This is a genomic window from Sphingobacterium sp. Lzh-3 (genome assembly GCF_046764375.1).
GTDB lineage: Bacteria > Bacteroidota > Bacteroidia > Sphingobacteriales > Sphingobacteriaceae > Sphingobacterium.
In genome coordinates this window covers 688,330-703,415 of the sequence record NZ_CP177226.1, presented here as the reverse complement: position 1 = coordinate 703,415, position 15,086 = coordinate 688,330, and the positions used below count along the sequence as shown (strand labels likewise).

At 40.1% G+C, this 15,086-nt stretch carries 13 protein-coding genes; 10 read left to right on the top strand and 3 right to left on the bottom strand.

Going from position 1 to position 15,086, the window contains the following annotated elements:
* Positions 1–90 precede the first annotated feature (90 nt).
* Positions 91–1,449, bottom strand: a complete 1,359-nt coding sequence (locus tag ACLCDV_RS02870) for a deoxyguanosinetriphosphate triphosphohydrolase (RefSeq protein WP_411972873.1) — start codon at positions 1,447–1,449, stop codon at positions 91–93.
* A gap of 250 nt (positions 1,450–1,699) precedes the next feature.
* On the opposite strand from ACLCDV_RS02870, the gene ACLCDV_RS02865 reads away from it, so the two are divergent.
* A complete protein-coding gene (locus ACLCDV_RS02865) occupies positions 1,700–2,758 on the top strand; it encodes an aldose epimerase family protein (RefSeq protein ID WP_286732393.1) in 1,059 nt (352 codons plus the stop codon).
* A gap of 84 nt (positions 2,759–2,842) precedes the next feature.
* Here ACLCDV_RS02865 and argH read toward each other — a convergent pair whose 3' ends face one another.
* Positions 2,843–4,174: an argininosuccinate lyase gene (gene argH, locus ACLCDV_RS02860; protein WP_343571367.1), complete on the bottom strand. Its 1,332-nt coding sequence runs from the start codon at positions 4,172–4,174 to the stop codon at positions 2,843–2,845.
* A 673-nt stretch (positions 4,175–4,847) separates the two neighbouring features.
* Here argH and rbfA point away from each other — a divergent pair.
* From rbfA to ACLCDV_RS02840, 4 genes are read left to right on the top strand one after another with little or no spacing between them, the layout of a single operon-like run.
* On the top strand, positions 4,848–5,219 hold the full coding sequence (rbfA, locus tag ACLCDV_RS02855) for a 30S ribosome-binding factor RbfA (protein WP_317668522.1): 372 nt from the start codon (positions 4,848–4,850) through the stop codon (positions 5,217–5,219).
* A gap of 29 nt (positions 5,220–5,248) precedes the next feature.
* On the top strand, positions 5,249–5,896 hold the full coding sequence (gene aat / locus ACLCDV_RS02850; protein ID WP_411972872.1) for a leucyl/phenylalanyl-tRNA--protein transferase: 648 nt from the start codon (positions 5,249–5,251) through the stop codon (positions 5,894–5,896).
* Positions 5,889–6,977 (top strand): aminotransferase class V-fold PLP-dependent enzyme, encoded by a 1,089-nt coding sequence (locus tag ACLCDV_RS02845; protein ID WP_336836753.1) that lies wholly within the window; start codon positions 5,889–5,891, stop codon positions 6,975–6,977. Before aat ends, ACLCDV_RS02845 begins: the two co-directional genes overlap by 8 nt.
* Before the next feature lie 2 nt (positions 6,978–6,979).
* Entirely contained in the window at positions 6,980–7,630 is a 651-nt protein-coding gene (locus ACLCDV_RS02840; protein WP_411972871.1) for a hypothetical protein, read from the top strand.
* A gap of 136 nt (positions 7,631–7,766) precedes the next feature.
* On the opposite strand, the gene ACLCDV_RS02835 is transcribed toward ACLCDV_RS02840, so the two are convergent.
* Positions 7,767–8,165 carry a hypothetical protein gene (locus ACLCDV_RS02835; protein ID WP_411972870.1) on the bottom strand — a complete coding sequence of 133 codons (399 nt, stop codon included), beginning with the start codon at positions 8,163–8,165 and terminating at the stop codon, positions 7,767–7,769.
* A gap of 221 nt (positions 8,166–8,386) precedes the next feature.
* Between ACLCDV_RS02835 and ACLCDV_RS02830 the strand changes: the two genes are divergently transcribed.
* The 5 genes from ACLCDV_RS02830 to hemL all read left to right on the top strand — a co-directional run bounded on the left by ACLCDV_RS02830 (position 8,387) and on the right by hemL (position 15,018).
* The gene (locus tag ACLCDV_RS02830; protein ID WP_411972869.1) at positions 8,387–9,226 is read left to right on the top strand and encodes a hypothetical protein; all 840 of its coding nucleotides are present in this window, start codon (positions 8,387–8,389) and stop codon (positions 9,224–9,226) included.
* 218 nt (positions 9,227–9,444) lie between these two features.
* The gene (hemA, locus tag ACLCDV_RS02825) at positions 9,445–10,686 is read left to right on the top strand and encodes a glutamyl-tRNA reductase (protein ID WP_317668527.1); all 1,242 of its coding nucleotides are present in this window, start codon (positions 9,445–9,447) and stop codon (positions 10,684–10,686) included.
* Between the two features lie 357 nt (positions 10,687–11,043).
* Positions 11,044–12,630, top strand: a complete 1,587-nt coding sequence (gene hemC / locus ACLCDV_RS02820; protein ID WP_317668528.1) for a hydroxymethylbilane synthase — start codon at positions 11,044–11,046, stop codon at positions 12,628–12,630.
* Positions 12,631–12,720: 90 nt separating this feature from the next.
* Positions 12,721–13,704 carry a porphobilinogen synthase gene (gene hemB / locus ACLCDV_RS02815; RefSeq protein WP_317668529.1) on the top strand — a complete coding sequence of 328 codons (984 nt, stop codon included), beginning with the start codon at positions 12,721–12,723 and terminating at the stop codon, positions 13,702–13,704.
* A gap of 3 nt (positions 13,705–13,707) precedes the next feature.
* Positions 13,708–15,018 (top strand): glutamate-1-semialdehyde 2,1-aminomutase, encoded by a 1,311-nt coding sequence (hemL, locus tag ACLCDV_RS02810; RefSeq protein WP_317668530.1) that lies wholly within the window; start codon positions 13,708–13,710, stop codon positions 15,016–15,018.
* The last annotated feature ends 68 nt before the right edge of the window (positions 15,019–15,086 follow it).

The following is a 15,086-nucleotide window of genomic DNA, read 5'->3' as shown; positions in this document are numbered from 1 at the left end:
TTTTCGATCCGAAACCAGCTATAATACCCGAGGATATTACAGTTAGTCTCAATTTAATATTGATGTTTTAACCCTTTACCTTAAACGTCCCTATTCTATTGATGGTATCGTTATTCCCTTGATTTTACGATACAACTCTATCGCATAAACATCAGTCATACCTGAAACAAAATCCAATACACAACGAATTTTTGAATACGAATCTTGTCTGTCCGTATAAAATTGTTCAGGAATTAACGCAACTAGCTTTTTATCATAGTTGTTCTTGTTCTTCTTCAGGTATGCCGGAACAAACTCTTTCAATAGGGCATCCATCACCCGGTAGCCAGCAATCTCAATCTGTACAACCGTGGGTGCATTATAGATTTTTGCAATGGAAATCTTCGAGATTTTGTTCATTTGTGTAACAATCTCTTCATCTAGGGCATCCATCAACGCTGATCCGAAAGTTCCTGACAGAAACTTGTCCTGCTCACGTACAAAGACATCAACACATCCTTTAATCAAGGTATTGATCGCTTTGGCACGTAACAATGCTACGCGGCTTGGGGTATCCAGCAATCCATCGAGTCTGTCACGAAGATTTTCTTTACCACATAGTGGCAATAGTAATTCTTCCACTTCTTGATAGGACAATATTTTAAGGTGATGAGCATCTTCTAAGTCAATAATATTGTAACAGATATCATCTGCAGCCTCCACGAGATAAACCAAGGGGTGTCTCAGATAGCCCTTTGGATTAGCGGGATCTTTTAATAGTCCCAATTCATTGGCAATCTTCTCAAACGCCTTTTGTTCTTCTGTAAAAAAGCCATATTTCTTGCGGTGATGGCTCTTCTTAAGGTGGCCATCAATTGCCAGACAGGGGTATTTTACAATGGAAGCCAGGGAAGTATAGGTCAATGCAAAACCTTTGGGATCCTTTCCTTGGAAGGCATGCGTGAGAATCCGCAGGGCATTTGCATTTCCTTCAAAATGGGTCAGATCGGCCCATTCTTCGGCCGTTACCTGCTCTTGGTATTTACGTCCATCTCCATCTGTGAAATACGTGGATATGGCAGATTCACCCGAGTGGCCAAAGGCAGGGTTGCCCAGGTCATGTGAAAGACATGCCGCAGAGATAATATTTCCGACTTCTTGCAAAAAGGGGTAATCATTATCCAGGTTTGGATTTTCCTCTTTCAACTGCGCATAAAACATACGCCCCAAAGAGCGGCCCACACTGGCAACTTCTAGACTATGAGTTAATCTATTATGCACGAATACAGCGCCGGGAAGTGGAAAAACCTGCGTCTTATTCTGTAATCTCCGAAATGGGGATGAAAAGATCAAACGATCATAATCCCGTTGAAATTCCGACCGGGCCACAAGGTAACTATCTACGCTCCGATCTTCGTAACCCCAGCGCTTTGCAGAGAGCAAATCTTTCCAATTCATTTTTTCAGACATAGCGCAAACTTAGATAAATTTGCCTTTAAATACAATTATAATCATAGAAGACCGATTCGGAAATGACCCGAATGACTGTCCGTATATCGCTATATATTACTCCTGTTATTCACCTATTCAGGAGTCATTTTTGCAACATTATCGATGATTGCATTTCAAAATGACAAATTTTACATACAGCTGGTATCAAAGTCATTTTTATACTGGTTATATTCTGTATCTTTAACCTAAATACCAATAGGGATCCATCATGACGAAATATCAAACACTTATTCCAAAACATTTTGAAGGTACAATCGAAGGCAAAAACACGCATTTGCTCTTATTAAAAAACGAAGGCGGCATGCAAGTACTCTTAACGGATTACGGTGCACGTATTGTCAGCATTTTGGTACCTGATAACAAGGGAAATTTAGTGGATGTTGCACTGGGTTTCGATTCCATTCAGGCGTATTTGGATTCTGATGAAAAATACCATGGCTGTACTGCCGGACGTTTTGCCAATCGCATTGCTGATGGCAAATTTGAGCTCAACGGAAAACAGTATACGCTTCCGCAAAACAATGGCAATAATTGTCTTCATGGCGGTATTTCGGGCTTTCACGATAAGGTTTGGGACAGAAGGGTAACTTACCAATCGCACGTCGAATTTTATTATGTTTCCCCAGATGGTGAAGAGGGCTTTCCAGGAAACTTAAAAGTTATGGTTTCTTATACCCTGACCAGAAATAACGAGATCATTATCAAATATCACGCGCAATCGGATGCCGATACACACATCAACTTGACCAATCATACGTACTTCAATCTGGATGGGGAAGGCAGTGGCGACGTATTGCAGCAGATCCTTCAGATCAACTCAGATGAGGTCTTATTTGTTGACGACAACCAGATACCAAATGCAATAGTACCAGTTGAGGGCACCGCCTTCGACTTTCGCACCCCCAAACCAATTGTTCAAGATATTACTGCAAATAACGAACAATTGATCGCCGCCAAAGGCTATGACCATTGTTATGTCAACAACCAGCCTATTTCGCAGCCTTGTGCAACAGTTTATTCAAAAAACACGGGCATTCAGCTGGATGTTTTCACAACGGAACCGGGTGTACAACTCTATACAGCAAACTGGATGACGGGAAATGATTTTGGCAAAAGAGGTTATAAGTATCTGCCTTACGCCGGATTCTGCCTGGAAACACAACATTTTCCGGATACGCCCAATCAGGCGGAATTTCCTTCAACCCTGTTAAAAGCGGGCGAATCGTTCGACTCCGAGACACACTTTAAGTTCTCGATAAAAAAATAAGAAAAGAAAACGGCCGATAAGCACATGCTTACCGGCCGTTTTATGTTGATGTGCTGTTTCCTTTGTAGGGCCACAGCATATTTTTTATTTTAAAAGATCATCCAATGCTGATTCGACTTTTTCAAAACCAAAAGTTGCTTTGACCTCTCCGAACATACGTTGGATCTGATCATTGCATAGATTTCCAATACTTCCTTCGTGGGTATGGTTTACCTCTTTTGATGGCTTGAAACGGCCTTCATCGATATCAATACCGATAGTCCTGTAGGCCTCCCGGAAAGGAACCCCTTTCAGTACCTCATTGTTCACAACTTCCACAGAGAATAAATAATCGTATTTTGGATCGTCCAGGATATTGTCTTTAACAGAAATATTTTCCAACATGAAAGCTGCCATTTCAAGACACTCATTGAGCGATTTAAAAGCCGGGAATAGATTTTCCTTTAACAATTGAAGATCTCTATGGTAACCAGATGGCAGGTTGGTCGTCATCAACGCAATTTCATTTGGCAGCGCTTGTATCTTATTACAGCGCGAACGGATCAACTCAAAGACATCGGGATTCTTTTTATGCGGCATGATGCTCGATCCCGTCGTTAAATGTGCCGGAAAGGAGATAAAGCCAAAATTTTGATTAATATACAGACATACGTCCATTGCAAATTTGGCCAATGTCGCCGCGATGGAACTCATGCCCTGTGCTAAGATACGTTCGGTTTTACCTCTCCCCATCTGTGCATAAACCACATTGTAATTTAGGTCTTCAAATCCCAGCAACTGCGTCGTCATCGTTCTATTTAATGGAAAAGATGATCCATAGCCTGCAGCAGATCCTAAAGGATTCTTATTACAAACCTTCCAGGCTGCACGCATCATCTCCAGATCATCAACAAGGCTTTCTGCGTAAGCACCAAACCATAATCCAAACGATGAAGGCATCGCAATCTGCAAGTGCGTGTATCCAGGAATCAGAATATGCTTATATCGCTCACTAAGCTGGATCAATTCATTAAAAAGAGCTTCCGTATTCCGGATGATATGCTGAATCTCTGAGCGGAAGTATAATTTTAGATCGACCAAAACCTGGTCATTACGGGATCTGCCGGAATGAATTTTTTTACCGGCCTCTCCAATACGCTGTGTAAGCAGCATTTCGACCTGTGAATGCACGTCTTCTACCGAGTCCTCAATACGAAAGTCACCGGCTAAAATTTCCTTATAGATATTTTTCAGTTCTTTTTGTACAAGCACTAGATCCTCATCGGTCATCAGATTTATGCTATTCAACATGCGTGTATGGGCCAATGAACCCAAAACATCCGCAGCAGCAAGTTGCAGGTCCATTACGCGGTCATTGCCCACCGTAAACGATTCTACAAAAGAATCGACATCTATATTTTTTTGCCAGATTTTCATTCGTATAATTTCTTTTTGATCCTGTTATTATCAAAAGCCTTTGGCCGGTTTAGCGTTGATTGAAGCTCCTGATAATTCTATCACATACAATTTTTACAAAAATACCAATTGCAAATGGTTATATCAATGCAAAGATTGCAGACATTTTTGGGATACGATTTGGGTGAGAACTGAAAAGGGCAGCAAAAAAAAGGAGCTGTTACAAAAAAAAATAAATGTTAAAAGTTTGTTAAATCGCGATAAACACATTTTATAAGTAATCACTCACTTTATTTTTAAAAGTTATTTTGTCAGTTTTTTAAGTATTCCTATGTTTGTAGTGTAAGGGAGATGAAAAAATAGAAGATGGTAGGGTTAGTAAATACTTACCGCTTTAAATACACCGAATTTTAGAACCAAATATGATAGACCCCAAAGTCTTAAAACTTGAAAGAAATTACCTAACCAATTGTGAATCGAAATTTAAAGGCACGTCAAACCAAGATGTGCCTTTTTTCTTGTGCAGCTTATTTTAGTTTTTTCAAAACTGTAATCCGTTCGCTACCAATCGATGGTTTATTGTATATATTTTGTCAAGTAAGCGACAAGAGCCCGAGCCAAGTTTCTCTTTTAATTGAAATTTTGGCTATTTTTGTTTAACATAATTGATCATATTCAACATAAAACGTATACGATGGGAACAGAAAGCAAGAGACAGCAACGTTTTGCTGGGGTCATTCAACAAGATTTAGCAGCATTATTTCAACGCGAAGGTAATTCATGGGCTCCCGGAGCATTTATTACGGTGACACGGGTTCGTGTTACGCCAGATTTGGCGATTGCACGTGTTTACGTGAGCTTTTTGAATACAAAAACGGCACAGGAGGATATTAAGGCCATTCGTTCCAAAACATCTGAAATACGCTACAAACTGGGTGCAAAAATTAAGAACCAGGTGAAGATCGTTCCTCAATTGGAGTTTTTCCTGGATGACACCAACGAATATGTGGAACACATGGATAAATTATTTGAAGAGATCAGTAAAGAACCGCGTCAGCCAGAATAATGCCATCTATCGTAGCATGTTAAACAACAATGGTATTTGAACTGAATACGAAAAGACTTGAGTTTCCGCACCCAAGTTATGCAGATGCAGATGGTTTACTCGCCGTAGGGGGAGATCTTTCGGTAGATCGTTTGCTACTGGCCTATAGTAACGGAATTTTCCCGTGGTTCAGTGATGATAGCCCCATACTTTGGTATGCTCCAAATCCGAGATTTGTAATCTATCCGTCCAAGATCAGGATCAGCAAGAGCATGGCGACTGTTCTCCGGAAAAAAACATTTTCCTTATCGATAGACCGAAGTTTTAAAGAAGTCATTCGGCTTTGCGCGGCTATCGATAGAAAAGATCAGGCCGGAACATGGATAACAGAGGACATGATAGACGCATACAGTAAACTCGCCGCACGGGGTTATGCACATTCGGTGGAAGTATGGCACGACGGCTTGCTGGTTGGTGGGCTTTATGGCGTGTTAATCAATGGCGTCTTTTGTGGCGAAAGCATGTTTTCAAAGGTCGCCAACGCTTCGAAAGCGGCCCTGATTTATCTCGCGCAAGAAATTGAACTTCGGTTAATTGATTGCCAATTTCACACGGATCATTTAGAAAGCATGGGCGGAGAATACCTCTCCTTGACAGATTATTTAGCAATACTAACAATAGACCAAAGACATGAGTAGTCCATATCGCAAACATTTTGACATCGCTTCGGAGGTAACTTACCTAACGACACCGGGATCCGGCTTACTTTCACGTGAAACAAAGGCATGGCGTGCCAAAAGGGACCAAGATTTCTTTGACTCGAATACCACCTTACGCGAACAGCAAGGCGCAACTTTAGATGCCTGTCGGGATACACTCGGTAAATTTTTCAATTGCCCTTCCCAAAATGTCTTCTTATCAAGTTGTTTTTCCTTTGCCTTCAATGCGCTATTGGCAGGTTTACCAAAACAAGCTAAGGTTTTATTACTGAATAATGATTATCCTTCCGTTAATTTTCCGACGATATTAAGTGGTTTTGAACACCAATTTGTCACGATGGACGAACAACTGGAAACGAACTTATTGGACACAATAGCAACATTCAAACCAGATGTCCTTATCCTTTCTATTGTTCAATATATTTCGGGGTTAAAAATAGATCTATCCTTCATACAGGAATTAAAGCATCAGCATCCCGAGTTGTTGATTGTAGGCGACGGCACCCAATATTTAGGGACGGATCTTTTTGATTTCGCACTTTCGGGTTTTGACGCTGTATTATCAAGTGGATACAAATGGCTTATGGCAGGCTTTGGTAATGGTTTTGTGCTCTTAAGTGAAAGACTCAAAGCGATGCTTTATGCGGATATCCAAAAAAATTACAGCTTCCTCAACAATCAATGGATGAATAAATCTGTGGTACAACTCTGTTTTGAACCAGGGCATTTGGACACCCTGTCGCACGGAACGCTACAGCAGTCTCTTCTTCAATTGGAGGAATGGGGGTTTGCCGAAACAGTGGTCTATACCCAAAAATTGATCGAAGATGCCCGCGCTGAACTTGCCAACAGAAAACTGTTATTGGATAGCATCATCAATAGACGTCCGCAGAGCAATATTTTCAATATTCAGATCAACCCCGACTATTATCAAACTCTCCTGGATGAGGGCATAAAATGCTTTCCCCGAGGTTCGGGCATCCGTGTCGGATTTCATTTGTACAATGATCACTCGGATCTTGAAAAGCTACTATATATTATTGACACAAAAGTAAAGTAAACATGAAATTTAGAATAGGCGACTTAGTACGGTTTGTCGATGAAGCCATTGAAGGGCATATCACATCCATGCAGCCCAACGATATTGTAGGCGTTACAGACGACACTGGTTTTGAGATTCCGGTGCCAATGGATAAAATCACCCTTGTCTTCGGTAATATGCGTCGCGCAGATGATGAACTTGACCAGCATGCGACACCACTGACACCACATCGATTTATCGAAAAAGGAATACTTCTGGCAATCTCGGGAGATCACAAAGATGGACTTGCTAAATTACATATCATCAATGAAACGAGCTTTGAGCTCCTGGTATCCGTATCTGAAGCGACAGCGAATAAAGTGAAAGGGATTTTCAGCAATAAGATACCGCCGCACGATTCTATGCAGTTTTATACAGGCAACTTTGCAAATGTTGGGAAATGGCCTACTTTCCGTTTTCAGATCATACGCCATAGCGGCAGTTTGCAGGAACTGACCTCACCAATCAACAGGGAACAACGTGTTCGTCCTGTAGATCTTACTAATCCGAAAATCCTTAACGAAATTTTGGATGAAAAAATATGGTCTTACGAACTGGATAAGATTGAAGAGGATTTAGGACTGGACAAGCTAAAAAGTCATTTCGTACCGCATCGTCCAAACAAAAAATAAGCTAGATGAAATTCATCTAGCTTATTTTTTTTCTGAAACTGCTTGATCTTATTGGCCAGAAAGAACCTCCAGTCCGCTTTCATTGCTGTTGGTGTCTGCGAAGTCATGAAGGTTTTATTTGGCAAACGGCTTTATTTTATTCAGCTGCCGCAGAAACCTTCTTGGTACTCAACACTAACAGTAAGATTCCAATCAAATAGACAATCCAGCCCCAGCGCATGTGCAAGGATTTAGAAAGCAATTTATCGGCAAATCCCCAACCGAAATAGTTATTGATCTTAAACCAGACCGCTGTTATACTCAACAGGTACCAACAGGCGGCTAATCGGGTCATCCATTGATAAGCTCGAACTGCACGAACAAAAAATAAAAGGGCCGTCACCCCCAAAATAAATAATGTAATAAAGAATAAATAGGCATCTACCTGATATAAATTCCAATTTCCTTTAATAGGTACTTTTAAGAACGGTGTCATGCTGGACAAAAAAGAAATGACTAGTCCAACGATGGCAACGTATTTTTTGATAATAATCATGATTCAAATTCCTTTAAAACTGCTACGAATATAAGTTGAATATTGACACATATATAACTTGTATTTCACTTTTTGAAAAATTATTCTATTTTTAAGCGCAATTAACGCTTAGAACAAATAAAAAACAGGGCTAATCAAAAGACCAACAATCATTTAGATCTTGTTTTCCACTTGTTTAAAAGAGATGAGTATAATTTTTAGCATTAAGCCGAATAATAAACATGAAAAGAGAAGTTGAAGAAATCACCGCAGATCAACCCACACAGCCAAATAAAAAGAAAAGAGTATATATCATTATTGGCGTCGTTCTGTTGGTTATCCTAGCGGGTGGCGGATATTACAATTATAGCCAGCGACAAGCTTTCGACAGCTTGCAAGTAGATAGTACCGCGACAGCTGTTGTCGGATTTGATAATGCCGATCCCAAAGACCTGGAAGATGCTGATGGATGGAGTTCATTAGAAGACTATCAACACTGGAATAATGCAATCTTCACTCTTCCGGAATACGACAACATCCCATTACGCTATAGAAGGGGGATTACAAAGATTTTTATGGGCAATAACTACCTAGAACCTGTAGATGATAAACCTATATACAAGTTTACTCGGATAAAAGATCGGGCTAAATCTGTTTTCTGCTATGGGAACTTTACAGATCGCAACGATGCAGACAGTTGGAATAAAGAAATGGCGTTTCTGATCGAAAAGAATGACTATCAGAGCAGTGCCATCTGGATCATATCTGCAAAAGGCGATATTTTATTCTGGAAAGAATATTCCAGCGAACTGCCACTCATCAACAGCTTCAAAAAGGGACAGAAAATTTTTATGGATGAGATGAAATTAGTGCCGGCTCCTGCTGATGGAATTATTGTCAAGAATAAAAATTCCAAATATGCATTAATTTACAATAAAAGCAGTAAGACCTTCGATAGCTATTATCAATATAGTGACAGTGAAATTCAAGAAGCTACTACTTCTGAAGAGGAGCCTTATGTGGAAGAATTGGAAGATGTCACTATCGATTCGGCAGCGACAAATACGGGTATCAAAGAGTAGTTTATCCTATTTTATAGCTAAAATTTTCGTCACGACAGATCGTGACGAAAATCATTCAGCACCATATATCAATATAATTACCTATAAAACAGTAGATTACATATAAAAAATATCTATTTAAAATCTTTCTAAATTAATCCCTTTGACAGATTTTTGACACAAGCACAAAGCTTTTAAGCTACATTTGTACCGTTAAATATAAGCGAGGGATTAGAGCTTTGAAAAATCTTAAAGTATTAGCGTTTACTCATAAACATGTCGAACTAAAAGATCTAGGTAATCTAGTGATCTGCAATGAGGATTTAGAAAGTCGCCTCATCAATCTAAAGCATAGCCTAGACATTCCAGAGATCTTTTATATTGGTACTTGTAACCGGGTAGAGTTTGTATTTTATGGTGCTCACGAATTGACCCATGAATTCATTGCTGATTTTATGGGAAAATTGAACTTCTGTGTCCCTCAGGAAAGACTACAATGTTACTTGGGACAGGTCAACAAATACGAGGGTATGGATGCTTTAAATCACCTGCTTCGGATGTCATGTTCACTTGAAAGTCTTGTTGTTGGTGAAAAAGAAATTTTGGCACAGGTACGTCGGGCATATGATCGTTGTAGAGAAGCTGGTTTTACTGGAGATTTTCTACGTCTGATGATGGATCGTCTCGTAAAAACTGCTAAAGAAGTATACACCTATACTAAAATTTCCAGAAACCCAATTTCAGTCGTTTCTCTTGCCTATCGCAAATTACGCGAATTAAAACTGGTTGAAAATCCTAGGATCGTTATCATCGGCTCCGGAGAAACCAATCAGAATTTAGCAAAATATTTCCAGAAGAACCAAAAAGCCAAGTTTGTTATTTTCAACCGCACAGTGGAGAATGCAAAGGCCCTAGCCGAAGAATTAAACGCTGAAGCTTACCCCTTGGCCGCTATTGATCAGTACAAAGAGGGTTTTGATATTCTGATTACTTGTACCGGTGCACCGACTTCCATTATTGACAACACACTTTATCAATCCTTGTTAAACGGAGAAACTGATAAGAAAATCATCATTGACTTAGCCGTTCCAAACGATATCGATGCTGAAGTTCTCCAAAATAATCCGATTCATTATATTGAAGTAAGTAGCTTACAAGCTATCGCGGAGAAAAACATCCAAGAGCGTTATAATGAACTGGAGAGTGCCGAAAAGATTATCCAAGACAATATCCAAGAATTTTTACCTTTAATCAAACAGCGACGTGTAGAAGTTGCTATGCGTGAGGTTCCTGAAAAAATTAAAGAAATTAAATCATTCGCTCTAAATGAGGTTTTTGCCCAAGAGGTTCAAGCCCTAACCCCCGAAGCGAGAGAAGTCTTGGAAAAAGTCATCAACTATATGGAAAAGAAATACATCAAGGTTCCAATGGTTATGGCGAAAGAAATTTTGGTTAAAACTCCAGAAACGGAAAAGAACTAACACTAAACCTGCTGCTTGGAGCAGTGATTTCCTTCTACTTTTTATTATCCCTAGGTTTTGTACTAAGGTTATTCTGCTCACTGAATGTGCTCTGCTCACATCCCGTGGAGCTACCCTTTGACTGTTTCACATAAATTTCGGTTTATCAATTATTTCCTGACATATAATGACAGTAACGTGTCAACATATTCCTTTCATTTATTTATTTTTGCTCTGATAAATGGTATTAAACACATTTTTCCGAAATTGTTCATTTTCCGGGGCTCAATTGAATTAAAACACATTCTGTGCTAGTTGAATACGTAGCTACCGGTGGAACATCTTTGTGATTGTTTTAATAGGTAAAGTAAAATTAACGTGAATAGAAAACTAATTATTGGTACCCGGGGAAGCGTTCTTGCCATGTGGCAGGCAAATTTTGTAAAAGATCGATTGGCAGAAATCGGAATTGAAGCAGAATTAAAAGTCATTAAGACACAGGGTGATATCATTCAACACCTTCGTTTGGATAAATTAGAAGGCAAAGGATTTTTCACTAAAGAGCTTGAGGAAGAGCTTTTAAGCGGGACCATTGATTTAGCTGTACACTCACACAAAGATTTACCTACGGTCAATCCTCCAGGATTGATCATTGCAGCGGTTTCTGAGCGCGAAGATCCAGCTGAATTATTGATTATCCACAAAGATTGTGTGGACATCAAAAAACGTCTTTCATTAAAGCACAATGCGACAGTTGGAACATCATCTAACCGTAGAAAAGCGCAGATCTCGGCACTACGTCCTGATCTAGAATTTGACGATCTCCGTGGTAATTTGCAGACAAGAATCCAAAAACTACGTGATGAGCAATATGATGCCATAGTACTTGCAAAGGCAGGTATTAGCCGTATTGAAATGGATATTACAGATTTTCATGTGGAGGAGATTCCTCCTGTTGAAATTATTCCGGCACCAGCGCAAGGGGTGCTTGCTATTCAGATCCGTGAAGTTGACAAGGAACTTTTTGAAGCTTTACAGCCCCTGAATAATGAAGAAGTAGCAAAAACAATCTCCGTAGAACGTTTGGTATTAAATAAATTTGACGCCGGATGTCATGCGCCACTTGGCTGTTATTGCCGCAAAAGCGGTGATGAATACGAAGCTTGGGCCTCTATTGCTGAAACAAGTGAAGAATTCCCTGATCGTGTTTACCTTAGAGATACTGATGTGACACGTTTAGCGGAGCGTATTTTCAATAAGTATGCAAAGGATAGAAAGCTGCCACAATCTGTATTTATCTCCCGAGAGGTAGACGAAAACTCCTATTTCGCTAGAGCAATGGCCAAACACAATATTACTATTGAGGGCCGCTCTTTGATCAAAATATTCCCCATTATCAATAAATTGGATCCTTTTATCCTAAAACATGTTGACTGGATTATATTTTCAAGCAAAAATGGTATTGAGCACTTTTTCAATTTAGAACCTCGTTTGAGCAAAAAGACTAAGATAGGTGTCATTGGCCGCGGCTCGGAGGAGATTTTGCGTAAATATGACCGCGTTGCTGATTTCTCTGGCGACAGTGAGGGCATCAATATGGAGGAAATTGCGAAGAAATTTGCTGAATTGGCCAATGGTGGTACCGTGCTTATTCCTCGTGCGAAAGAATCTTTGGAAACAATCCAAAAAGCGTTAAGCCCGGAGACGAAAATCATCAATATACCGGTATACGAAACAGTCTTAGAAGAAAATGTAGATCCATCCAATGCGGAGGTATTGGTCTTTACCAGTCCAAGCAACGTGGAAGCTTATTTTGCGGACAATTTGTTGGAACCGGGCCAGAAAGTAATTTGTATTGGCCGCTCTACCGGTGCAAAGTTTGATGAGATGAATGTCCCTTATACACTTCCTTATTCTCCAGATGAAATCGGTCTTTCTGAAGCCGTTTTTGGATTGGAGTATTAGAATCGTATAAAGTAGTTTGTATTTCAACGTCGGTAAACGATTCCACTGACATTGGAATAAACAACATAGATCATAAATAATCTTAATATAATGTTACAACGTCCGAGAAGAAATCGTAAATCTGCCGTGATTCGCGACATGATTCAAGAGACACGTTTAGACGCGTCAAATTTGATTTTCCCACTTTTTATCATCGATGGGCAAAATCAAAAAACTGAGGTTAAATCGATGCCTGGCATCTATCGCTATTCAATAGACAATCTATTGAAAGAAGTGGAAAGTTGCCTAAAGTTGGGCTTACGCTCATTTGATCTTTTCCCTAACATTGAAGAGTCCTTAAAAGACAAATATGCGACAGAAAGCTACCGTGATGGAAGTTTATACTTACGTGCAATTGCAGCCGTAAAGAAAAATTTTCCGGAAGCTTGTATTGTAACGGATGTTGCCATGGACCCTTACAGCAGTGATGGGCACGATGGAATTGTCGAAAACGGTGAGATCCTAAACGATGAGACATTAGAGGTATTGGGCAAGATGGCTTTGGCACATGCGCAATCAGGTGCAGATATCATTGCTCCATCAGATATGATGGATGGCCGCATCGGTTACATCCGTGAGCTATTGGACCATAATGGTTTTACAAACGTTTCTTTGATGTCCTATACGGCAAAATATGCTTCGGCCTATTATGGTCCTTTTAGAGATGCCTTAGGCTCGGCGCCCAAGCATGGCGATAAAAAGACCTACCAGATGAATCCTGCCAATGCAAAAGAGGCGCTTATCGAAGCACAGCTCGATGCACAGGAAGGAGCAGATTTTCTGATGGTAAAACCAGGACTTCCCTACTTAGATATCGTTAAACTTCTTGCAGATAACTTCGATCTACCAATTGCGGTGTATAATGTCAGCGGAGAATATGCGATGTTAAAGGCGGCTATTCAAAACGGCTGGTTAGACGAACGTGTCATTCTAGAAACGTTATTGAGCTTCAGACGTGCTGGCGCTACAGCAATCTTATCCTACCACTCCAAAGAAGTATTGGAGAAAGGTTTTATTTCGCATTCAACTATTTAGACTATGCAAGCACCTGATATTTCAAGAGCAAAATCTGCTGAGCTATTTGAAAAAGCAAAACAATATTTCCCTGGAGGCGTAAACTCTCCTGTTAGGGCCTTCAAATCCGTATATGGTACCCCATTATTTATTGAGCGTGGCGACAAGGCACATCTTTGGGATGCGGACGGGAATGAATTCATCGATTTTTGTTGTTCATGGGGTCCCCTAATTTTAGGGCACAATAATGATCAAGTTCGTGAAGCTGTAGCGGCACAACTCGGGAAAGGCTTAAGTTTTGGCGCTCCTACTGCGTTGGAAAACCAACTGGCTGAGTTGATTATCGAAAACAATAGATTTATTGAGAAAATTCGCTTTGTCAGTTCTGGAACCGAGGCTGTAATGTCTGCTATCCGTTTGGCTAGAGGCTATACGAAACGTGATAAGATCATCAAATTTGACGGCTGTTATCATGGCCACTCCGATTCTCTTTTGGTGAAAGCTGGTTCTGGCCTGGTAACCTTTGGTGAGACATCTTCGGCGGGTGTACCTAAAGCATTTGCAGACGAAACCATTGTCATCGAATTAAACGATAAGCAAGCTTTAGAAGCTGCTTTTGCAGAGTTTAAAGATCAGATTGCGGCAGTTATCATTGAGGGTATACCTGCAAACAATGGTTTATTGTTGCAAACTAAGGAGTATGTTCACTTCTTACGTAATATCACCAAAGAACATGGTGCAATGTTGATTATGGATGAAGTGATCACAGGATTCCGTATTGGTTTTGAAGGTGCTTCAGCTTACTATGATGTACAACCTGATATTATTACCTATGGAAAAATTATTGGTGGCGGAATGCCTGTCGGTGCTTATGGAGCCTCAAAAGAATTGATGGCCTGTATATCTCCTGATGGTGCAGTTTACCAAGCGGGAACTTTATCCGGAAATCCAGTTGCTATGGCTGCCGGCATTGCTGCATTGGGTATCTTGGCTCAAAAGGATTTCTACACAAATTTAAATGCCAAAACAGAGGCCTTCGTCAATGATATGCGTACTTATATTGCTGAGAAAGGATATAAAGTTCAACTTTTCCATGTTGCTTCTATTTTTTGGTTTGCATTCACTGAACAGCAAGAAATTAAAAAAGCGAGTGAAATCGATCCTAAATCGATGGAATCTTATAAAATTATGCACCGCGAGTTGTTAAATCGCGGCGTTTATTTTGGCCCTTCAGGCTATGAAGTAGGTTTTGTTTCTGATGCACATACAGCAGCGGATCTTGACCAGGCAAAAAAACATATTTTCGATGCGTTGGACATTGTCTTTAGCGTATAAAAATCAAACTACTATAAAAAAGCCCTCCAGAAATATACTAGAGGGCTTTTTTTATAGGTTAGCGGAAG